Source organism: Mesorhizobium sp. 2RAF21 (genome assembly GCF_052115345.1).
GTDB lineage: Bacteria > Pseudomonadota > Alphaproteobacteria > Rhizobiales > Rhizobiaceae > Mesorhizobium > Mesorhizobium terrae.
In genome coordinates this window covers 63,772-84,355 of the sequence record NZ_JBFRGM010000001.1, presented here as the reverse complement: position 1 = coordinate 84,355, position 20,584 = coordinate 63,772, and the positions used below count along the sequence as shown (strand labels likewise).

Sequence of the window (20,584 nt, the reverse complement as noted above, 5' to 3'; positions counted from 1 at the left end):
CCGGCACCGAAGCCGACTGAGCGGCCCGATATCGTCGCCAATGCCCAGAAGATTGGCGAGAACACGGTCGATACCGACAATCCGGCGACGCCCGCGCCAAAGCCAAAGCCGGTCGAGAATACGGAGTCGGCACCCAAGGCGCCTACGCCGACGGAAAAGCCGAAACCGGAAGACGCACCGAAGCCGAAGGAAGAGCCTAAGCCGACGCCTGCAACGGAGGTCGCGCCGGCGGAGCAGCCGAAACAGGATGTGAAGCCTGATCCCGTCAAGCAGCCTGATCCCAAGCCGCTGCCGGTGAAGGAGCCTGAGCCTGCGCCAAAGCCAGCCGAACAGAAGCCGGCGGAGGCCAAACCCGAGCCGGCAAAGCCGGATGCTGTGGCCGAAGCGATCGCTACGCAGCCGACCGAAGCGGTTGCCTTGCCCAATTCGGCGCCGGCGCCTGAAGCGAAGCCGCGCCCCGAACCAGCTCAGGCCGAGACCGCCAAGGCGCCGGATCGCAAGAAATCGGACAAGTCGGTCAAGGAAGCATCGTCGCGTCAAAAATCGGAGGATGAGGCCTTCAACGATAAGGTTTCCGCTCTTCTCAACAAGCAAAAACCTTCCGGTGGCGGCGCAAAACGGTCCACTCAGCAGTCATCGCTCGGCGGCGACAGGAACAATGGCCAAAAGCTGAGCAACAGCGAGATGGGCGCTCTGCGCGAGCAGCTTAGCGGCTGCTGGACCATTCCTGTCGGCGCACAAGACGCCGGGAACCTGGTCGCAATCATTCGGTTCAATGTGGATCAATCGGGCAAGCTGGATGGCCGCCCGACGATCCAGACTTCCAGCGGCAATCGTTCGTACGATGAAAGCGCGGTGCGCGCGATCCAGAAATGCGATCAGGCGGGGCTGACACTTCCAGCAGGCAAGCAGGACATTTGGTCCGAAATTCAAGTCACTTTCAACCCAGGCGACATGGGCATGTAACGTCTAACGCCCGGATATGAAACAGGAATTCTCGATGAAGCATCTTCTCAAGACTCTTTTTCTGATCGGCGCCATGGCCACCGGCATGGGTGGACTGGCGATGCTGCCCGCCCACGCGCGGGTGGAGATCGACGTCAACAAGGGCAATGTTGAGCCTTTGCCGATCGCCATCACCGACTTCCAGTCGACCAGCGGTTTGGGCACCGAGATTTCGAACATCATCTCGGCGGATCTGAAGCGCTCGGGCCTGTTCGCGCCGATCGACAAGGGTGCTTTCATCGAGAAGGTCTCCAGTCCGGACCAGACGCCGCGCTTCGAAGACTGGAAGGTCATCAACGCGCAGGCCCTCGTCACCGGCCGCGTCAGCAAGGAAGCCGACGGCCGCGTCCGCGCCGAATACCGCCTTTGGGATACCTTTGCCGGCCAGCAGCTGTCGGGCGAGCAGTTCTTCGCCAACGATGCCAACCAGCGTCGCGTCGCCCACATCATTGCCGATGCCATCTATGAGCGCCTGACCGGCGAGAAGGGCTATTTCGACACCCGTGTCGTCTATATCGACGAAACCGGCGCCAAGAACGCACGCAAGAAGCGGCTTGCGATCATGGATCAGGACGGCGCCAATGCACGCTACCTGTCCAACGGTTCCTCGATCGTGCTGACGCCGCGTTTCTCGCCGAACCGGCAGGAAATCACCTACATGTCCTATGAGAGCGGGCAGCCTAAGGTCTATCTGCTGCAGCTTGAGACCGGGCAGCGCGAACTGGTCGGCAATTTCCCCGGCATGACCTTTGCGCCGCGCTTTTCGCCGGATGGCCAGAAGGTGGTGATGAGCCTTCTGCGCGACGACGGCAATTCCAACATCTACGCGATGGACCTGCGCAGCCGTTCGACGACCAGACTGACCAACTCGACCTCCATCGACACGTCGCCTTCCTATTCGCCCGACGGATCGAAGGTCGTCTTCACCTCCGACCGTGGCGGTCGGGCCCAGATTTATGTCATGGGCGCGGATGGCTCCGGCCAGACCCGTATCTCGTTCGGCGACGGCACCTATTCGACGCCGGTATGGTCGCCGCGCGGCGACCTGATCGCCTTCACCAAGCAGGCGGGCGGCGAATTCCAGATCGGCGTGATGAAGACAGACGGCTCGGGCGAACGTATCCTGTCCTCCGGCTTCCAGCAGGAAGGCCCGACCTGGGCGCCGAACGGCCGTGTCCTGATGTTCTTCCGCGACAGCGCCGGTGGTGGTGGGCCGAAGCTCTATTCGATTGACCTGACCGGCCGCAACGAGCAGCCGATCCCGACGGCAGGCTTCGCTTCCGATCCGGCCTGGTCGCCGCTGCTCGAGTAGCACGCATTCTCGAAATGCCGTAGAAAGGGGCCTCACGGCCCCTTTTTCATGACTTGGCCGCGTTTTGGCCGCATTTCGGACTAGAGCCTCCCCGCTAGTGGCCGAAGCCGGCCAATCCCGGGGCTTCCGGGAGGTTGGCATACGGAGTGCAAGTGTAGCGTCGAGCGTGCCCCGGCGTGCTGGTCATTCTGGCCTATCGCCTTGGCAACGGTCGCGGACGGCGACCGCAACCGAATTTTAACCGTGTTTCTTGAGCGCCGGTTAACCCAAACGTGGTTACTGGCAGATCAATGAAATCACTCGAATGCGAAGGAGAGGCGGCATGCGCCGTATCGCAAAGCTTACCACGAACCCGGTCATGATCGCGCTGGTCGCCTCGCTGGCGATTGCAGGCTGCGCCTCGAAGAAGACCCCGAACAGCGCTGCCGATCTCGGTCTCGGTGGTGGCGCCGCGACCCCCGGCTCCGCACAGGACTTCACCGTCAATATCGGCGACCGCATCTTCTTCGACACCGACTCCTCGTCGATCCGCGCCGACGCCCAGCAGACACTTGGCCGCCAGGCGCAGTGGCTGAACAAGTATGGTCAGTACGCGATCGTCGTCGAAGGCCATGCCGACGAGCGCGGTACCCGCGAATACAATCTGGCGCTCGGCGCCCGCCGTGCCGCTGCCGCCCGCGACTTCCTGATCGGCAAGGGTGTCGCAGCCAAGCGCCTGAAGACCATTTCCTACGGCAAGGAACGTCCGGTCGCCGTCTGCGACGACATCTCCTGCTGGTCGCAGAACCGCCGCGCCGTCACCACCCTGTCGGGCGCCGGCTCCTGATAGGCCGTCGGCTTCGGCCGGCCAGCCAATTGCAGATCATCGAAAAGGCGGCTTCGGCCGCCTTTTTTGCAACCTTTTGTTTCTTGGACATCTGGCCGAAACAAAATTTGGCCGAAGTCTCGCGCCCTGCTAAAAGCGGATGCGTTCGGGTCGGTCTACCGTCTCCAAGGCGATGATCGGCTTCCGGGCATTGAACCGTTTGACCTTGATGGCGAGAGACCAATGCATTTCAGAACAATCCTGAGCGGGACGCTTGCCGTTCTTCTCACAGCGAGTGTCGTCGCACCCGCCTGGGCGGCCGGACCGGTGCGCACCACCGAGGACGGCTTTTCGTTCAAACTGCCCAGCATCAATCTGCCGGGTGTCTTTGGCGGACAGTCGAAGAAGTCCGACGACGTCCAGCTTGCGCAGGCTGGCGGCACCGTAGGGCTGGAAGACCAGATCCGGCAGATGAACGGCAAGATCGAGGAGCTGAACTTCCAAATCCTGCAGCTGCAGGAGCAACTGCGCAAATCACAGGAAGACAACGAGTTCCGCTTTCAGCAGATCGAGCAGGGTGGCGGCGCCTCGCACAAGAAGTCCGATGCCGCTACCGGCAACAGCAGCGTGGCGCAGGCGCCCGCTGCAACAACACCCAAGGTGCCGGCGACCGCCGGCACCCATGCCGCAGGAACGTCACAGACCGCTGCCCAACCGCAGCCGGCCGACCAGGCTTCTTCCGGGGATCAGGTCGGCGACCTGATCATCGATTCGGGAAATGGCGATCCGGGGAAGCTCGTCCCGGGTCAGCAGTCCAAGTCGTTCGGGACCATTACCGTCGACAAGAACGGCAATGTGGTGACCGCACAGCCGCCGGCCGACATCCCGAGCGCTCCGGCGACATCCCAGGCGCCTTCGGGCGGTGCAGTTGTCGCATCCTTGCCGAGCACCAACAGCCCGGAGGAGCTCTACCGCAACTCCTATCAGTTCATCCTGTCCGGGGACTACAACACCGCCGAACAGGGGTTTCGCCAGCATATCGAACGTTTCCCGACCGATGCGAAAGCTGCCGACGCCCACTATTGGCTGGGCGAGGCTCTGCTCGGCCAGCAGAAATATCGCGACGCCGCCGAAGTTTTCCTTGGCGCGAGCAAGGACTATTCGAAGTCCAAGAAGGCGCCTGACATGATGCTGAAGCTCGGCATCTCCCTGATGGGTCTCAAGCAGCGCGACGTCGCTTGCGCCACCTTCGCCGAAATCGGCAAGCGTTATCCCGATGCCACCAGCGCGCTCAAGGAACGCGTCAAGCAGGAGCGGGCGCTCGCCTCGTGCTGATGGCGCATATCGGGCCGCTTTCTGAACATCCGCTTTTCTCGCATATCGACTTCGGCCAGGGCGCCGTGGCCGCCGTTTCGGGCGGCAGTGATTCGACCGCGCTTCTGGTTCTCCTGAAAGATCACCTCGACCGTTCCGTCCCGTCGGCCCGGCTGCTCGCCGTCACGGTGGATCATGGGCTGCGCCCGGATTCCATCGCGGAAGCGCAAGAGGTCGCCCGTTTGTGTGCCAGGCTCGGTATTGCTCATCGCATCGTCGTCTGGGAGGGAGCCAAACCCTCGACCGGATTGCCCGCGGCGGCGCGCGAGGCCCGCTATCGGCTGCTTGCCGACGCCGCGCGGCATGCCGGCCTTGGGATGGTGTTGACCGGCCATACCGCGGACGACCAGGCTGAAACCGTCCTGATGAGGCAGGCGCGGGATCAGGGGCGTGGCCTTGCCGGCATGGCCCCGGCAACGCTTTTCGACGGAGATATTTGGATCCTTCGCCCGCTTCTGGCAGAGCGGCGCGATGCGCTGCGCACCCTGTTGCGCGCGCGCGGCCTTGGCTGGATCGACGATCCGACCAATGTCGACGGCCGGTTCGAGCGTCCTCGCCTGCGCACCGCTCTCGGTAGCGACGGCCGGCGCTTCGACGAACTCTTCGCAATCGCCGGAAAGGCCGCGGCTGAGCGGGAATATCTCGGCCGCCGCGCGGCCAGATTGATCGATGTCCACGCGAGCCGCCCGACCCGTGGCCTGATCCGCCTAGACCCGGTCTTCGCGAACACAGATGATCCAGCGGCCTCCATCTACGCGCTGCGGGTTTTGTTGGCCGTCGTCGGAGGCATCTCGTTCCTGCCGGACGAGGAGCGCGCGACCGTGCTTTTCCATCGTCTCAAGGGTTTGGGACATCGCGCTACATTGTCGCGGACGGTAGCCGACAGTCGCCGCTCGGGCATCTTTCTGCGCCGCGAAACGCGAGGCCTGCCCACTGACATGCCCGCCGTGTCCGACACGGTTTGGGATGGCCGATACCGCATCACTTTCAACGACGCCGCAAGGGATTGCGTGATCGCGCCATTCGGCCAAATGGCTGCAAAAACCTTCGCCGATGAAACGGTGTCGGGGACGCCTTCAAGCTTGTTTTACGCGGCGTTGGCTACAGAACCCGCACTTTGGCGGGACGGCACGTGCCTTGGACTTGTCGGGGAGGCCGGAAAACCAACGGTTGGAGCAGCGTTGCCCATTGCCTCACCTTTCGCCCGTTTCCTGCCGGGCTTCGATCTTGGCCTTGCTCGGGCGGTGGCGAAGCTCATCGGCGGGGCGGTCGTTGGAGAGCCACCATTGGTCGTCCGTCGTGGCGCGAAAGCGACGGCGAATGCTTAACCGAGCCATGTTGTTATGCTTGGCAAGGGGGTGCGCTCTCCCTATGTTAAGCGCAACACTTCAAAGATCAGCGCCCATGATCGGGCGCCAACGGGACAATCGATGAATCCGAACTATCGCAACCTGGCGCTCTGGGCGATCATAGCGGTCCTGCTCATCGCTCTTTTCAATCTCTTCCAGACGCCGCAGACGCGTGGCGCGTCGACCGACGTTCCCTATTCGCAGTTCCTGCAGGATGTAGCGTCCGGCCGCGTCAAGACGGTGACGATCGCCGGCGACCGTATCAGCGGCACCTATGCCGACAGCGCAGCAGGCTTCCAGACCTACTCACCCGGCGACCAGTCTCTGGTCTCGCGGCTTGAGGAAAAGAACGTCGTCATCAACGCTCGTCCCGAGACCGACGGTTCCAACACCTTGTTCGGTTACCTGATCTCGTGGCTGCCGATGATCCTGATCCTCGGCGTGTGGATTTTCTTCATGCGCCAGATGCAGTCCGGCTCTGGCCGTGCCATGGGCTTCGGCAAGTCCAAAGCCAAGCTTCTCACCGAAGCGCATGGCCGCGTCACCTTCCAGGATGTCGCCGGCGTGGACGAGGCCAAGCAGGACCTCGAGGAGATCGTGGAGTTCCTGCGCGATCCGCAGAAGTTCCAGCGCCTGGGCGGCAAGATCCCGCGCGGCGTGCTGCTCGTCGGCCCTCCCGGCACTGGCAAGACGCTTCTGGCCCGCTCGGTCGCTGGTGAAGCCAATGTGCCGTTCTTCACCATTTCGGGTTCCGACTTCGTCGAAATGTTCGTCGGCGTCGGCGCGAGCCGTGTCCGCGACATGTTCGAGCAGGCCAAGAAGAATGCGCCCTGCATCATCTTCATCGACGAAATCGATGCCGTCGGTCGTCACCGCGGCGCCGGTCTCGGCGGCGGCAATGACGAGCGCGAGCAAACGCTGAACCAGCTGCTGGTCGAGATGGACGGCTTCGAGGCCAACGAGTCGATCATCCTGATCGCCGCCACCAACCGTCCCGACGTTCTCGACCCGGCGCTGCTGCGTCCGGGCCGCTTCGACCGTCAGGTCGTGGTTCCGAACCCGGATATCGTCGGCCGCGAGAAGATCCTCAAGGTCCATGTCCGCAACGTACCGCTGGCGCCGAATGTCGACCTGAAGACGGTCGCGCGCGGCACCCCCGGCTTCTCGGGCGCCGACCTGATGAACCTCGTCAACGAATCCGCCTTGATGGCGGCGCGGCGCAACAAGCGTCTCGTCACCATGCAGGAGTTCGAGGATGCCAAGGACAAGATCATGATGGGCGCCGAGCGCCGCTCCTCGGCTATGACCCAGGCCGAGAAGGAGCTGACCGCCTATCACGAGTCCGGCCATGCCATCTTGGCGCTCAACGTGCCGGCCGCCGACCCGCTGCACAAGGCGACCATCATTCCGCGCGGACGCGCGCTCGGCATGGTCATGCAGCTGCCGGAAGGCGACCGCTACTCGATGAGCTACAAATACATGATCTCGCGCCTGGCCATCATGATGGGTGGCCGCGTGGCGGAAGAGTTCAAGTTCGGCAAGGAGAACATCACCTCCGGCGCCTCTTCGGACATCGAGCAGGCGACCAAGCTGGCGCGCGCCATGGTGACGCGCTGGGGCTTCTCCGACAAGCTCGGCCACGTCGCCTACGGCGAAAACCAGGAAGAGGTCTTCCTCGGCCATTCGGTGGCGCGCACGCAGAACGTCTCGGAAGAGACCGCGCAGATCATCGACGCCGAAGTGCGCCGCCTGATCGACGAGGCCTATTCGACCGCCAGAACGATCCTGACCAAGAAGAAGAAGGACTGGATCGCGCTGGCCGAAGGCCTGCTCGAATACGAGACGCTGTCGGGCGAGGAGATCAAGCAGCTGATCGCCGGCCAGAAGCCGTCGCGCGATCTCGGCGACGATACCCCGACTTCGCGTGGCTCCGCCGTGCCGAAGGCCGGTACGGGTGGTCGCCGCAAGAAGGGCCCCGAGGCTGAAGGTGGCATGGAGCCGCAGCCTTCGAGCTAATCGGCACCGGTCCCTATCCAACATGAAAACGCCGCGACCTGTTCGCGGCGTTTTCTTTTTGTAGGTTCCCGATGGTTTGTGGTGACCAGGGGAAACGTGGCCAGAGAAGAAACGCCGAAAATCGTCGGGCGTCGAAGGCAGGAGACGGGTCCTGACATCGTCGTTATTGTCGCTGGCGAACCCGCGCGTGCGCCGGCCGTGATTGTCGGAAATTCGCACGAACGAACTCTATCCGGCGTGGCAACTCCATGCAGACATTCCAGTGGATCATCGTTCTCCTGCTCGGAGCGGCATTGCTCTCGACGCTGGCGCGGCGCGTTGGTGCGCCCTATCCCACGTTCCTGGCCATCGGCGGCGTTCTGATCCCGTTTCTGCCGAACAGCCCACAATGGACGCTTGATCCCCATCTGGCGCTGACCCTTTTCGTCGCGCCGGTGCTGGTCGATTCCGCCTACGACACGTCGTTGCGGGACTTGCGCGACAACTGGTTGCCGGTCGCCGGTCTCGTACTCGTGGCGGTGGGCTTGACGACGCTCACCGTCGCTCTCGCCGCGCGCTGGCTGGTACCCGGAATGTCCTGGCCTGTCGCCGTTGCGCTCGGCGCCATCGTGGCGCCACCCGATGCGGCCGCGGCAACCGCCGTCATGCGGCAGGTCAAGCTGCCGCATCGCCTCCTGAAGATCCTCGAGGGCGAGAGCCTGCTCAACGATGCCAGCGCCCTGCTTCTCTACAAGCTCGCCATCATGGCGGTGCTGGCGGGCGGGCTTTCGGTGTCGAGTGGCACGCCGGTTTTTCTGCTGACAGTCTTCGGAAGTGTGGTGGCCGGATATCTCCTGGCGCGTGTGCTGATGCCGTTCACAAGTACCCGCGATTTTCCGACCTCGATCATCGTTCAGTTCGCCACCACCTTCGGCGTCTGGATTGCCGCCGAGGCGATTGGCCTGTCCGGCATTCTGACCATCGTCGTGTATGCCATGACCATCGCCAATTCGCGTGGGCCGCACATGCCGGCGAGGCTGCGCGTGCCGGTCTATGCTGTCTGGGAAGCAGCCGTCTTCATTCTCAATGCAATGGCTTTCGTGTTGATCGGCATGCAGCTCGGCCCGATCTGGAAGCAGCTGACACCTGACATGCGCAGCAACTATGTGTTGTTCGCCGCGACCATTCTTGCCGTCGTCATCCTGACGCGTTTTGCCTGGGTGATGAGCTACAACAAACTGATCCGCTGGCGTATCGAACGCTACGGCTTCAACCCGCCAAGGCCAATGGCGCGACCGACGCGCGAGGGTGGCATTGTCGTTTCCTGGGCGGGCATGCGCGGCATCGTCACGCTCGCTGCGGCGTTCTCCATTCCTGAGGTGCTGCGCGACAGTTCGCCTTTTCCGCATCGCGATCTCATTCTCTTCACCGCGTTTGCCGTCGTCTTCGGAACGCTGGTGCTGCAGGGGCTGACGTTGAAGCCGCTGATCCTATGGCTCGGCCTGTCCGACAACGATCCCGTCGGCCAGGAAGTGCTGCATGGGCGCATCGAGGCCTACCGGGCAGCGGTCGCCTCGATCGGAGAAGAAGACAGCCTCGCAGCCAAATTGTTGCGCAAGGAGTACGGCGCCGTCATAGAACTTTGCGAGGTTGGTATGCAGCCGCGCCAGACCGTCGGTCTGCCGGGCGGTGCCTTGCGGCTACAGGCGATCTCGGCTGCCCGCGCCCGTGCAATCGAACTGAGGCGAAGCTTCGTTATCGGCGACGATGCTTACCATGTCCTGGAGGAAGAATTCGATTGGGCGGAACTCAGTGCCGTCGGGCGAAGCGAACCGGCCTGAGCTCGGTCAAAAGAAAAACCCGCGGACCGGAATCCGCGGGTTCGATTTGTCGGGCTTTGCCAGCCTCGCTTTGGGGCGATCAGCCCTTCAGCTTGGCATTGCAGAGGCTGTAATAGCCGCCGCCCTTCTGGATCCACTTCAAGCCGCCGAGCGCATTGGCGTCCTTGGCGGCATAATACTGGTCAAGGCAGGTGTGCATGCGAGCCTTGCCGGCAGTCTCCGACGAATATTTCGGCGAGACGGCGGTCGGGAACTTCACGCCGCTCGGAGCCTTCGCGGTCGGGGTTTCCGGCTCGTTGGTGTAGTTGGCTTCCTGCGGGTTCGGCACGGATTCGTCGTCGGCAGCGCCGGCGCCGCAATTGGCCTTGCGGAAGTCGTTCCACTTCTGGCTGCCCAGCGTACCGCCGCTCTTGGCTGCCTGGTACTTGGTCGAGCATTCGGCCATGCTGAGGCCCTTGCCGCCAGCAGCGGCGGTATCGGCAGGCTTCGCGGTGGTCTTCGCAGCCGGCTTCATGGTGTCGGTCGCTGCCGCAGCGGCGCCAGCGGCGCACTGGGTCTTGCGGAAGTCGTTCCACTTCATGCCGTTGAGGGTACCGGCAGCCTTGGCAGCCTGATACTTAGCCGAGCATTCCTTGGCCGTCAGGCCCTGGCCGGCCGAGTCGGCGGCGGCTGTCTTGGCTTTCTTCGCCGGCTTGGTGGTGTCCTGCGTGGCCGCAGGCGTCGCCGTCGCGCTGGCGTCGGTGCCGCACTGAGCCTTGCGGAACTGGTTCCACGTCTGGCCCGACAGCGTGCCGGCATCCTTGGCGGCGTTATACTTGGTGCTACATTCGGCCATCGTGAGGGCGCTGGCTGGCTGAGCCAGGAACAACGTCACGACGGCAAGGCCCGTCAAAGTTGCAATACGATCGATGAGCATAGCGTTCTCTCCGTTGTGCCACTCACAATCAATCCCATGCGAGCAATAGCGCGCAACCGATGGTTACGCCAGTGTCGGCAGCCGCATTTCCTCCCGCACTATCGGCGAGCATTGTGACCAGTATGTCACATTTTTGGCGGGACAACGAATTTCTAACAATCGTGACACAAGATAACACAATGTGATGGCCTGGCGTGGGGCAGATGTGGCATTAGCTGCCTTCGGGCAGACAGGCAGGCAGGGATCAAAAGTAAATGTCGGGACGTTATTTCGGGACTGATGGTATTCGCGGTCGCGCCAACAAGTTTCCCATGACGGCCGAAATCGCGATGAAAGTCGGCATGGCCGCCGGTCTCTCGTTCCAACGTGGCAGTCACCGCCATCGCGTCGTGCTGGGCAAGGATACACGTCTCTCCGGCTACATGATCGAGAACGCCCTGGTCGCCGGCCTTTGCGCCGCCGGCATGGACGTCTTCCTGCTCGGCCCGATCCCGACACCGGCGGTCGCCATGCTGGTCCGCTCGTTGCGCGCCGACATCGGCGTCATGATCTCGGCCTCGCACAACCCTTACTATGACAACGGCATCAAGCTGTTCGGCCCGGACGGCTACAAGCTTTCCGACGAGATCGAGGAGCGCATCGAGGCGATGCTCGACGAGGATGTCGAGATGGCGCTGGCGGATTCCGACAGCCTCGGTCGCGCCAAGCGTGTCGATGGCGTGCATGACCGCTACATCGAATTCGCCAAACGGACGCTGCCGCGCGCCATGTCGCTGTCGGGTCTGCGCATCGTTGTCGACTGCGCCAACGGTGCCGCCTACAAGGTGGCGCCGGCCGCGCTTTGGGAACTTGGCGCCGACGTCGTCGCCATCAATGTCGATCCGAATGGCTTCAACATCAACAAGGACTGCGGTTCCACCCATCCGGCCGACCTGCAGAAGAAGGTGCACGAAGTACGCGCCGACATCGGTATCGCGCTGGACGGCGACGCCGACCGGGTCGTGATCGTCGACGAGAACGGCGTGGTCGTGGATGGCGACCAGATCATGGCGCTGATCGCGGAGTCCTGGCACCAGAATGGCCGCCTGGCAGGCGGCGGCGTGGTTTCCACGGTGATGTCCAACCTCGGCCTCGAACGCTTCCTGACCGGTATGAAGCTGCAGCTGCACCGTACCAAGGTGGGCGACCGTCACGTGGTCGAACATATGCGCGCGCATGGCCTCAATGTCGGCGGCGAACAGTCCGGCCACATCGTCCTTTCCGATTTTTCGACCACGGGCGACGGCCTGGTCTCGGCCCTGCAAGTGCTGGCTTGCGTCAAGCGTCAGAACCGCCCGGTCAGCGAACTGCTCAAGAAATTCGAGCCGGTGCCGCAATTGCTCAAGAATGTGCGCTTCTCCGGCGGCAAGCCGCTCGAGGAAGCACCGGTCAAGGCCGCGATCGAGGAAGCGCAGAACCGGCTCGGCAAGAAGGGCCGACTGGTCATTCGCCCCTCCGGCACCGAGCCGCTCATCCGCGTCATGGCCGAAGGCGACGACCCCAAGCTGGTCGAAGACGTCGTCAACGACATCGTTGGCGTGATCTCGCAAGCACGCAGCGCCGCGTAAATCTTCACCGCAACTTCAGACGCTCCTTTGAAACGCCCGCCTCTGGCGGGCTTTTTGTTGTGTGCCTAAGAGCTCGATGTCTAAGCGCAAGCAATCTTAGAGATTCATAGTTAATCAGCACGGTTAAACGCGTCTTAACCTTTGCAATTCATTATCCACACCCGAGGTCAATCGCATTCGGGCACGTTCCGTGCTCCGACGTCTCAAGGGTGACAAGGATGTTCAATTTCGGAAGAGGGGCAGTCCTCGCAGGCCTGCTGTCCGGTCTCGCCATGCCGGCGTTGGCGGCGGATTTGCCGGAGCCGCCGGTGGTGGAGGCTCCGCAGCCTGCCGCGCCCGTTTATGAAGAAGCCGATTATGGCGGCTGGTATATCCGCGGCGACCTCGGCTATCGCAAGTCCACCATGCGCGGCGCCGACTACATCCTCTATGGCGCACCCGGCATTGTTGGCCATTTCGACAGCCACGAATTGAAGGGCGGCTTCTCGATCGGCGGCGGCGTCGGCTACCAGGTGACCAAATACTTCCGCACCGACGTGACGCTCGATTACTGGTCGAAGACCAAGTTCAACGGCAGCACCTCTGGCTTCTGCGGCACCGGCCTGCCCTGTACATCGAGCGACACCAGCTCTTATTCGGCGCTGTTGCTGTTGGCCAACGCCTATGTCGACATCGGCACCTGGCACGGCATCACCCCTTATGTCGGCGCCGGTATCGGCGGCGCGAACCTCAAGTGGAACAGCCTGATCAACAAGGATCCGGACGGCGAGTTCGAGCATGAAGGGAAAAGCAGCTGGCGCTTCGCTTACGCCCTCATGGCAGGTGCCTCCTACTGCCTGACCGACAATGCCAAGCTCGATGTCGGCTACCGTTTCAGCCACATCAATGGCGGCCCGATGTTCGGCTACAAGGTCGGTGGCGGCCCGGGCTTCGACACCGGCATCAACTCGCACGAAGTGCGCGCCGGTCTGCGCTACCAGTTCGGCAGGTCGGATTGCGCGCCGCCTCCGCCGGTCTATGTGCCGGAGCCGGAGCCGGTCTACACCAAATAAATCCCTGCTCGAGACGTTCAGGAACCGCCCGGCATTGCCGGGCGGTTTCATTTTTGGAGCACCAAATCAATGCCGCTCGATCACGAACCGATCACGCTTCGATCACGCCAAGCTCGCTTTACTTCACGGTTGGTCACGTTCGCGACAGGCGCTGGAACGCCTGCGCTCCGCCTTCATTTCCCTGATGCGGGCCGGGTACCGCCGGCGCTCGGGGTGCAGCGCGACACGACGACACCGGACGGCCGATCAACAGGAAGCGGGAGGATTGAGCCGCTTCCCGATACCAGGGAGAAGCGACCATGCGTCGTATCAAGTCCAGGACCATCATCTTCGCCACCGTGCTCGCCGCGGTGCCTTTGACCGGCGCCTATGCGGCCAAGCATCACAAGGGCGCACTGGATGAGCCGGTAGCCATGGACACTTCGTTCGACGGCTCGCATCTGCGCGCCGCTCTCAACCAGCTCCAAGGTGTCGAGCAGGGCATCGCCGACGCCAAGCAAGGCAATTTGATCTCATCGGCCGAAGCTCACAAGCTGACGGCCTGGGCCAACCAGATTCGCCATGGCGCTTCGCGCACCGGTTATCGGCAGGTGCTGCAGCAAGTCGACGATCTCAACACCAGCCTGCTGAACGATACTGGCCAGAACATCAATATGGGCGACGGCTCGGACGGCGGCAGCTATCCGAACGGCTAGCGCCGGCTTTCATGGCAATTGTCTACGCCTCCGAGTCCGCCCGGAGGCGTTTGCGTTCACCAGCCCAGCCAGAGCGCAGCGAGCGCCAACGCGGCTGGAAGGGCCTGGATGTAGAGGATTTTCCGATTCGCTGTTGCCGCGCCATAGAGACCCGCGACGACAATACAGATGAGAAAGAAGGTTTTGACCTGGAAGCCGGCGCCGCCGAGATAAAGCCCCCAGACCAGACCGGCGGCAAGGAACCCGTTGTAGAGGCCCTGGTTGGCGGCAAGCACCTTCGACGCAGTGGCGAATTCCGGGGTCAGGCCAAAGGCCTTGTGGCCTCGCGGCGTGTCCCACAACACCATCTCCAGGTAGACGATATAGGCGTGAATCAGCGCGACCAGGCCGACAAGCACGTTGGCAATCATTGTCTCCCCCTCGGGTCCAAAGCGCTTTCATGTTCCCGCAGGCGAAAGCGTTGCGCAAGGGGCCGCGCAGGCTTGCAACGGCCTGCTCCTTGATGTCTGTTCGCGCCAACCCCGAACCGATCCCTGGTGAAAGCAATGTCCTTCAAGAAGCTTGACGAACTCGGCCACAAACTGGAAGCGCTGGAACACGCGCAAGCTATTCTGGGCGCCGACGAGGCCACCCACATGGCTGTTGGCGGTGGCGAGAAACGGGCCGAGGCGATGGCTACTCTAGCCGGGCTCTATCATCGCCAGGCGACGGCGCCGGAAGCGGCGGACTGGATTGCGGCGGCCAAGGCGGAGGCGCTGGATGCCGACCAGCAGGCGGCCCTGCGCGAGTTCGAGCGCCAATACGTCAATCTCACCTGCCTGCCGACGGAATTCGTCGAGCGGCAGACGGCCGCGCGGCTGCGTTCGGAACAGCTGTGGCGCGAACTGCGCGCGAAAAATGACTGGGCCGGGTTCCGGCCGGCGCTCGAGAACATCGTTTCGCTGGTGCGCGAGGAAGCGGGCTTGCGCGCCGGCGTGCTGGGGCTTTCACCCTATGATGCGCTGATGGAACAATACGATCCCGGCAATCGCGCCGCGGACATCGCTCCCGTCTTCGCCGAGCTCAAGACCTTCCTGAAGGACTTCGTGCCGGAAGCGCTGGCGGTGCAGGCCGAACGGCTGGCCAAGCGGCCGCTGAAGCCGCTTGGCGGTGTCTACCCGGTCGACAGACAGCGCGAACTGGGTCTAGCGATGATGGCGGCGGTCGGCTTCGATCTCGACCACGGCTCGCTTTCGGTCTCGCATCACCCGTTCTGCGGTGGCGTGCCGACCGACGTGCGCATCACCACGCGCTACAAGACGTCCGATTTCCTGTCGGCGCTGATGGGCGTCCTGCACGAGACCGGTCATGCGCTTTACGAGCAGAACCTGCCCAAGCAATGGCCGCATTGGCCGCTCGGCAAGGCGCGCGGCATGGCCGTGCACGAAAGCCAGAGCCTGTTCGTCGAAAAGCAGCTTGGCCGCAATCCGGCGTTCTGGCGCTGGGCGCTGCCAGTGGTCGAGAAGCATCTGGGCGAGGCCTGGACGCTGGATGATCTTCTGCCGCATGTGCACAAGGTCGAGCGCGGCCTGATCCGTGTCGACGCCGACGAAGTCACCTATCCGCTGCATGTCATCTTGCGCTTCGAACTGGAGCAGGACTTGGTCTCCGGCCGGCTCGAAGTCGCCGACCTGCCGGAAGCCTGGGACGCCAAGATGCGCGACTATCTCGGCCTTTCCACCATCGACAACGCGGCCGACGGGCCGATGCAGGACGTGCACTGGCCGTCTGCCGCGTTTGGCTATTTCCCGTCCTATACGCTCGGCGCCATGATGGCCGCCCAGCAATGGGCGGCGCTGACCGGGGAGCATCCGGCGGCCAACGAAGAGATCGCCCGTGGCGATTTTGGTGCCGTCAACGGCTGGCGCCGCGACCGTATCTGGTCGCAAGGCTCGCGCTATTCGACGCCTGAACTTTTGGAGCGCGCCACCGGCGAAAAACTCAACGCTGCGCATTTCATCGCGCATCTGAAGCAGCGCTACGGCAAGTCGTGATAGGGTCTCGACCGACAGGGACAGGACCGGGCCGTCTTTCGTGACCGATCGCGACACATCCTCGACAGCACAGCAGGTTGCCTCCGCCATCGCGCAGGCGGTGCGGGGAGGCCATCTCGTGCCGGGGCAGCGGCTGACCGAGGTCGAGCTTGCCTCTCGGTATGGCGTGTCGCGCACCTCGGTGCGCGAGGCTTTCCAGCGGTTGACGGCGGATGGATTGCTTGCTTTCGAGCCGCATCGCGGCGTCACGGTCCGCCGGTTGTCACGCAAGGAGGTCAACAATCTGTTCGCCGTGCGCGGCGCGCTGGAGGTGCTGGCTGTCGGCCTCGCCTTGCCGGCTCTGCGTGCCGACCCGGGCAAGCTGCTTGTGCTGCAGGAAGAGATGAACCACGCCGTCGACGGCAACGACATGGCCGCCTTCTCCGATGCCAACAACCGTTTCCACGGATTGTTCTCGGAGACTGCGGACAATCCCGTGCTGGCCGAGACCCTGACCAGGCTGTCCAATTCGCTCTACTGGCTGCAGTTCCGCATGCTGGTCGACCGGCAGGATGTCTTCGCCAGCAATGTCGAGCACCGCCGCATCGTCGAAGCGATACTTGCCGAAGACATGCGGGCGGCCGAAGCCGCGATGCGGGACCATGTCGCCGCCTCGCGGACATTGATCCAGAGACTGTCCGACGATCATTTCGCGCCGGCCTGAGCGGTTCTCCGCAAGGCAGCTTGCACTTTTCATGATTGTTGGACAATATTGTTGGACAATGTGAGGAGCCCGTTCGATGAAGCCGACCGCCAGCTACCAGCCGATCCCCTTGCCTGACTATCGCGAGCTTCCGCTCGAAACCATGCGCGCCAACGCCGAAGCCTTCTACGCGGAACTGCGCGCCCGCCACACGGTGCGGGAGTTTTCGACCCGGCCGGTGCCGCGCGACATCATCGAAACCTGCATCCTGGCGGCGGGTACCGCGCCCAACGGCGCCAACCACCAGCCCTGGCATTTCGCGGTCATCAGCGACGCTTCGATCAAGAAGCGCATTCGCGAAGCAGCCGAGATAGAGGAGAAGGCTTTCTACGAGGGCAGGGCCGGCGAGGAGTGGCTGGCTGCGCTGGCGCCGCTCGGCACCGATGCCGACAAGCCGTTCCTGGAAGAGGCGCCCTGGCTGATCTGCATCTTCGGCGAGCGTCGCAGCCGCTCCGCCGACGGTGTCATGCGCAAGAACTACTACGTGCCGGAATCGGTCTCGATCGCCACCGGTTTCCTGATCACTGCCATTCATCGCGCCGGACTTGTCGCGCTGACCCATACGCCGAACCCGATGAGCTTCCTGAACGAGATCTGTGGCCGCGACCCGCACGACAAGCCCTATATCCTGATGGTCGTCGGCTACCCGAAAGAGGGAGCCACCATCCCGACCCACGCGATCGAGAAGAAGCCGCTGTCGGAAATCGCGACATTCATCTGAGCCTCGGCGCTTCGCGGCTGGAAGGTCGTTTTCCGGCCGCTGCATCTTCCCGCCGGCGGTTTTGGGCTGCATGCTTGCGGCCCATCAACCGGATGTGGAGGCCGCATTGTCCCTGACCAACCAGGACCTCATCGAACTCACGGCCTGGCGGCGCCGGCTGCATCAATATCCGGAAATCTCCAACGAGGAGGAAGCGACCGCTCGCGCGGTGGTGACCTTCCTCGACGACACCAAGCCGGACGAGGTGCTGACCGGTCTTGGCGGTCACGGTGTCGCCGTGATCTACGACAGTGGCAGACCCGGCCCGACCGTGCTGTTCCGGTCCGAACTCGACGCGCTGCCGATCGAGGAATTGTCGGGCGTGCCGCATTCCTCGCTGGTTCCAGGCAAGTCGCATATGTGCGGCCATGACGGGCACACCACCATTCTGGCCGCACTTGGCCGGCAGTTCGGGCGCAAGCGCCCGGCAAAGGGGCGTGCGGTGCTGATGTTCCAGCCGGCGGAGGAGACTGGCGATGGTGCCGCCGGCGTGGTGGCCGATCGGCGTTTCGGCGAGATCGCGCCGGATTTCTCGTTCTCGCTGCACAATTTGCCAGGCATCCCGTTTGGCGAGGTCAGGCTGAAAGCGGGCGTCGTCAATTGCGCCTCGCGCGGCATGCGCATCGTGCTGGAAGGCAAGACGGCGCACTCGTCCATGCCGGAAACCGGGACTTCGCCGATGCTGGCGGTGAGCCAACTGATGCCGGCGCTGGCGAAGCTCGGCGGCGGCGCTTTCACCGACGACGATTTCGGCATGGTCACCGTTACCCATGCCGCGATGGGCGAGGCTGTGTTCGGTGTCGCGCCGGGCCGTGCGGAAGTGTGGGCGACCTTGCGTACGCGGCTCGACGAGCGCATGGCGGGGCTATGCGCCGCGGCCGAGGCGCTTGCTGGTCGTATTGCCGGCGAGCAGGGGCTGACGTTCAAGGTCGATTATCACGAGATCTTCGTCGCCAGCATGAATGCGCCTTCGGCGGTCGAGCATCTGCGTACCGCGCTCGACCAGGAGGGCGTCAAACACAGCGAGGAGAGCCTGCCGATGCGGGCTTCGGAGGATTTCGGCATCTTCGGGCGCAGCGCCCCTTCGGCGATGCTTTTCCTGGGCGCCGGCGAACGGCATCCGGCACTGCACAATCCCGATTACGATTTCCCCGACGATCTTATTCCGATCGGCACCAGGGTTTTCATGCGCACCACGCGCAATCTGCTGGGATAGGCGGATGCGTGGCTGCGGCTTATACGTTACTCCGCCGCACCCATAAAAGCGCTGGCGCCCGTCTCGAATTGCAGCTTGGCGAGCTTGGCGTAGATGCCGCCCTTGGCGACAAGGCTCTTGTGGGTGCCTTCCTCGACGATGCGGCCATTGTCCATGACGAGGATGCGATCGGCCTTCAGCACCGTCGCCAGCCGGTGGGCGATGACCAGCGTGGTACGGCCGCGCATCAGGTGTTCGAGCGCCTCCTGCACCAGGGTCTCGCTTTCGGCGTCGAGTGCCGAGGTCGCCTCGTCCAGCAGCAGGATCGGCGCGTCGCGTAGGATGGCGCGGGCGATCGCCATGCGCTGGCGTTGCCCGCCGGAAAGGGTGACGCCGCGTTCGCCGACAGGCGTGTCGTAGCCATTCTGTAATTTGAGGATGAATTCATCGGCGAGTGCCGCCTTGGCCGCCGCCTCGATCTCGGCGTTCGAAGCACCGGGCCGCCCGAAGGCGATGTTGTCGCGCGCGCTGGCGGCGAAGATGGTGACATCCTGCGGCACGATGGCGATGCGCTGACGCACGGCCAGCGGATCGGCTTCGGTGAGATCGAGGCCATCGATCTTCACGGTGCCGGTTTCAGGGTCGTAGAAACGCAGGATCAGCGAAAACACCGTGCTCTTGCCGGCTCCGGACGGGCCGACGATGGCGACCGTCTCGCCAGGCTTCACCTTGAAGGCAAGGCCGTGCACGGCGGCACGGTCCGGCCTTGCCGGATAGGAGAAGGAGACATTGTCGAACTCGATTGCGCCCTTGGTCGTCGTCGGCAGCGGCTTCGGCCGTGCCGGCGCCTCGATGCCCGGCTTCTCGGCCAGGATCTCGGTCAGCCGTTCGGCGGCGCCAGCGGCCTGTGACAGTTCGCCCCAGACTTCCGAGAGCGCGCCGAGCGCGCCGGCGGCGAACACCGAATAGAGCAGGAACTGGCCGAGCGTGCCGGGCGACAGCGTACCCGACAGCACGTCGCGCGAGCCGAACCACAAAACGGCGACGACCGAGGAAAACACCATGAAGATGGCGAAGAAGGTGAGCAGGGCGCGGGCAAGCACCGAGGCGCGGGCGGCGGCGAAGGCGCCTTCGACGGCGGCGGCGAAACGGTTGGTGACCAGGCCTTCATTGGTGAAGGCCTGCAGCGTGCGCACGGCGCCGATCTGCTCGCTTGCATAGGCGGTGGCGTTTGCCAGCGTGTCCTGCGCCTGCCTGGACCGGCGGCGCACCGAGCGGCCGAAGGCGACCAATGGCAGCACGATGATGGGAATGGCGGCAATGACGAGGCCGGAGAGTTTCGGGCTGGTCACCACCATCATCGCCAGCGCTCCGAGGCCGAGGATGACGTTGCGCAGCGCCACGGAAGCGGTGGCGCCGACAGCGGATTTCACCTGCGTGGTGTCTGCGGCAAGTCGAGAAATAATCTCGCCCGACTGCGCCGTGTCGAAGAAGGCGGGCGACAGCGTGGTGACATGGGAAAAGACGTCGCGGCGGATATCGGCGACAACCCGTTCGCCCAGCGTAATGACGAAGTAGTAGCGGCCGGCGGAAGCCAGCGCGAGCACGGCCGCCATGATCATCAGCATGCCGAAGTAGCTGGCGATGAAGACGGAATCGGAGGTGGAAAAGCCGTTGTCGATCATGCGGCGCACGGCCAGCGGCAGCGCCAGCGTCGTCACGGCGGCCAGGGTCAGCGAGATGCCTGCACCCACGACCAGACCGCGATAGCGGGCGATGTAGGGGAATACGCGCTGAAGCGGCTTGAGCGAGCGTCTGCGCTCGTCTGCGCTGAGAGGGTCCGCCATCGTCCGGGTTCCTGTCCGAATTGGCTCCGGCGCGGCCTTGTGATTCAATTTCGCCT

Annotated in this window: 17 protein-coding genes and 1 pseudogene; 15 read left to right on the top strand and 3 right to left on the bottom strand. The window is 63.5% G+C overall.

What is annotated here, in order from left to right; all coding sequences use genetic code 11:
• Positions 1 to 249: 249 nt before the first annotated feature.
• The 8 genes and pseudogenes from AB4136_RS00420 to AB4136_RS00385 all read left to right on the top strand — a co-directional run bounded on the left by AB4136_RS00420 (position 250) and on the right by AB4136_RS00385 (position 9,681).
• Positions 250 to 966 carry a TonB family protein gene (locus tag AB4136_RS00420; RefSeq protein ID WP_425349435.1) on the top strand — a complete coding sequence of 239 codons (717 nt, stop codon included), beginning with the start codon at positions 250 to 252 and terminating at the stop codon, positions 964 to 966.
• A gap of 34 nt (positions 967 to 1,000) precedes the next feature.
• On the top strand, positions 1,001 to 2,317 hold the full coding sequence (tolB, locus tag AB4136_RS00415; protein WP_024922924.1) for a Tol-Pal system beta propeller repeat protein TolB: 1,317 nt from the start codon (positions 1,001 to 1,003) through the stop codon (positions 2,315 to 2,317).
• A gap of 322 nt (positions 2,318 to 2,639) precedes the next feature.
• Positions 2,640 to 3,143: a peptidoglycan-associated lipoprotein Pal gene (gene pal, locus AB4136_RS00410; protein WP_024922923.1), complete on the top strand. Its 504-nt coding sequence runs from the start codon at positions 2,640 to 2,642 to the stop codon at positions 3,141 to 3,143.
• Between the two features lie 222 nt (positions 3,144 to 3,365).
• Complete coding sequence (ybgF, locus tag AB4136_RS00405; RefSeq protein WP_024922922.1) at positions 3,366 to 4,457, top strand: tol-pal system protein YbgF; 1,092 nt, start codon at positions 3,366 to 3,368, stop codon at positions 4,455 to 4,457.
• Positions 4,457 to 5,005, top strand: a pseudogene (gene tilS, locus AB4136_RS00400) (tRNA lysidine(34) synthetase TilS); the annotation flags it as partial. The gene ybgF and the pseudogene tilS, both read left to right, overlap by 1 nt.
• 153 nt (positions 5,006 to 5,158) lie before the next feature.
• On the top strand, positions 5,159 to 5,824 hold the full coding sequence (locus tag AB4136_RS00395) for a hypothetical protein (RefSeq protein WP_342586171.1): 666 nt from the start codon (positions 5,159 to 5,161) through the stop codon (positions 5,822 to 5,824).
• A 102-nt stretch (positions 5,825 to 5,926) separates the two neighbouring features.
• A complete protein-coding gene (gene ftsH / locus AB4136_RS00390) occupies positions 5,927 to 7,861 on the top strand; it encodes an ATP-dependent zinc metalloprotease FtsH (protein WP_024922920.1) in 1,935 nt (644 codons plus the stop codon).
• A 248-nt stretch (positions 7,862 to 8,109) separates the two neighbouring features.
• Entirely contained in the window at positions 8,110 to 9,681 is a 1,572-nt protein-coding gene (locus tag AB4136_RS00385) for a cation:proton antiporter (RefSeq protein ID WP_024922919.1), read from the top strand.
• A 79-nt stretch (positions 9,682 to 9,760) separates the two neighbouring features.
• Here the strand turns inward: AB4136_RS00385 and AB4136_RS00380 are convergent, their stop codons facing one another.
• The gene (locus AB4136_RS00380; protein ID WP_024922918.1) at positions 9,761 to 10,597 is read right to left on the bottom strand and encodes a hypothetical protein; all 837 of its coding nucleotides are present in this window, start codon (positions 10,595 to 10,597) and stop codon (positions 9,761 to 9,763) included.
• Between the two features lie 254 nt (positions 10,598 to 10,851).
• On the opposite strand from AB4136_RS00380, the gene glmM reads away from it, so the two are divergent.
• The 3 genes from glmM to AB4136_RS00365 all read left to right on the top strand — a co-directional run bounded on the left by glmM (position 10,852) and on the right by AB4136_RS00365 (position 13,951).
• Positions 10,852 to 12,204: a phosphoglucosamine mutase gene (gene glmM, locus AB4136_RS00375; RefSeq protein ID WP_024922917.1), complete on the top strand. Its 1,353-nt coding sequence runs from the start codon at positions 10,852 to 10,854 to the stop codon at positions 12,202 to 12,204.
• Positions 12,205 to 12,422: 218 nt separating this feature from the next.
• Positions 12,423 to 13,256 carry an outer membrane protein gene (locus tag AB4136_RS00370; protein ID WP_024922916.1) on the top strand — a complete coding sequence of 278 codons (834 nt, stop codon included), beginning with the start codon at positions 12,423 to 12,425 and terminating at the stop codon, positions 13,254 to 13,256.
• A gap of 299 nt (positions 13,257 to 13,555) precedes the next feature.
• Complete coding sequence (locus AB4136_RS00365) at positions 13,556 to 13,951, top strand: hypothetical protein (protein WP_024922915.1); 396 nt, start codon at positions 13,556 to 13,558, stop codon at positions 13,949 to 13,951.
• Positions 13,952 to 14,007: 56 nt separating this feature from the next.
• Here the strand turns inward: AB4136_RS00365 and AB4136_RS00360 are convergent, their stop codons facing one another.
• Entirely contained in the window at positions 14,008 to 14,361 is a 354-nt protein-coding gene (locus AB4136_RS00360; RefSeq protein ID WP_024922914.1) for a DUF1304 domain-containing protein, read from the bottom strand.
• Between the two features lie 135 nt (positions 14,362 to 14,496).
• Between AB4136_RS00360 and AB4136_RS00355 the strand changes: the two genes are divergently transcribed.
• The 4 genes from AB4136_RS00355 (at position 14,497) to AB4136_RS00340 (ending at position 18,702) form a co-directional block, all read left to right on the top strand.
• Positions 14,497 to 15,984 carry a carboxypeptidase M32 gene (locus tag AB4136_RS00355; RefSeq protein WP_024922913.1) on the top strand — a complete coding sequence of 496 codons (1,488 nt, stop codon included), beginning with the start codon at positions 14,497 to 14,499 and terminating at the stop codon, positions 15,982 to 15,984.
• Positions 15,985 to 16,024: 40 nt separating this feature from the next.
• Entirely contained in the window at positions 16,025 to 16,687 is a 663-nt protein-coding gene (locus AB4136_RS00350) for a GntR family transcriptional regulator (protein WP_024922912.1), read from the top strand.
• A 76-nt stretch (positions 16,688 to 16,763) separates the two neighbouring features.
• Complete coding sequence (locus AB4136_RS00345; protein WP_024922911.1) at positions 16,764 to 17,447, top strand: nitroreductase family protein; 684 nt, start codon at positions 16,764 to 16,766, stop codon at positions 17,445 to 17,447.
• 106 nt (positions 17,448 to 17,553) lie between these two features.
• On the top strand, positions 17,554 to 18,702 hold the full coding sequence (locus AB4136_RS00340) for an amidohydrolase (RefSeq protein ID WP_137900876.1): 1,149 nt from the start codon (positions 17,554 to 17,556) through the stop codon (positions 18,700 to 18,702).
• Between the two features lie 26 nt (positions 18,703 to 18,728).
• Here the strand turns inward: AB4136_RS00340 and AB4136_RS00335 are convergent, their stop codons facing one another.
• A complete protein-coding gene (locus AB4136_RS00335) occupies positions 18,729 to 20,528 on the bottom strand; it encodes an ABC transporter transmembrane domain-containing protein (protein WP_024922909.1) in 1,800 nt (599 codons plus the stop codon).
• Positions 20,529 to 20,584 lie beyond the last annotated feature (56 nt).

Coding starts and splice junctions, on each gene's coding strand:
- tolB (WP_024922924.1), top strand. CDS start 1,001: ATGAAGCATCTTCTCAAGACTCTTTTTCTGATCGGCGCCATGGCCACC.
- pal (WP_024922923.1), top strand. CDS start 2,640: ATGCGCCGTATCGCAAAGCTTACCACGAACCCGGTCATGATCGCGCTG.
- ybgF (WP_024922922.1), top strand. CDS start 3,366: ATGCATTTCAGAACAATCCTGAGCGGGACGCTTGCCGTTCTTCTCACA.
- ftsH (WP_024922920.1), top strand. CDS start 5,927: ATGAATCCGAACTATCGCAACCTGGCGCTCTGGGCGATCATAGCGGTC.
- AB4136_RS00385 (WP_024922919.1), top strand. CDS start 8,110: ATGCAGACATTCCAGTGGATCATCGTTCTCCTGCTCGGAGCGGCATTG.
- AB4136_RS00380 (WP_024922918.1), bottom strand. CDS start 10,597: ATGCTCATCGATCGTATTGCAACTTTGACGGGCCTTGCCGTCGTGACG.
- glmM (WP_024922917.1), top strand. CDS start 10,852: ATGTCGGGACGTTATTTCGGGACTGATGGTATTCGCGGTCGCGCCAAC.
- AB4136_RS00370 (WP_024922916.1), top strand. CDS start 12,423: ATGTTCAATTTCGGAAGAGGGGCAGTCCTCGCAGGCCTGCTGTCCGGT.
- AB4136_RS00365 (WP_024922915.1), top strand. CDS start 13,556: ATGCGTCGTATCAAGTCCAGGACCATCATCTTCGCCACCGTGCTCGCC.
- AB4136_RS00360 (WP_024922914.1), bottom strand. CDS start 14,361: ATGATTGCCAACGTGCTTGTCGGCCTGGTCGCGCTGATTCACGCCTAT.
- AB4136_RS00355 (WP_024922913.1), top strand. CDS start 14,497: ATGTCCTTCAAGAAGCTTGACGAACTCGGCCACAAACTGGAAGCGCTG.
- AB4136_RS00345 (WP_024922911.1), top strand. CDS start 16,764: ATGAAGCCGACCGCCAGCTACCAGCCGATCCCCTTGCCTGACTATCGC.
- AB4136_RS00335 (WP_024922909.1), bottom strand. CDS start 20,528: ATGGCGGACCCTCTCAGCGCAGACGAGCGCAGACGCTCGCTCAAGCCG.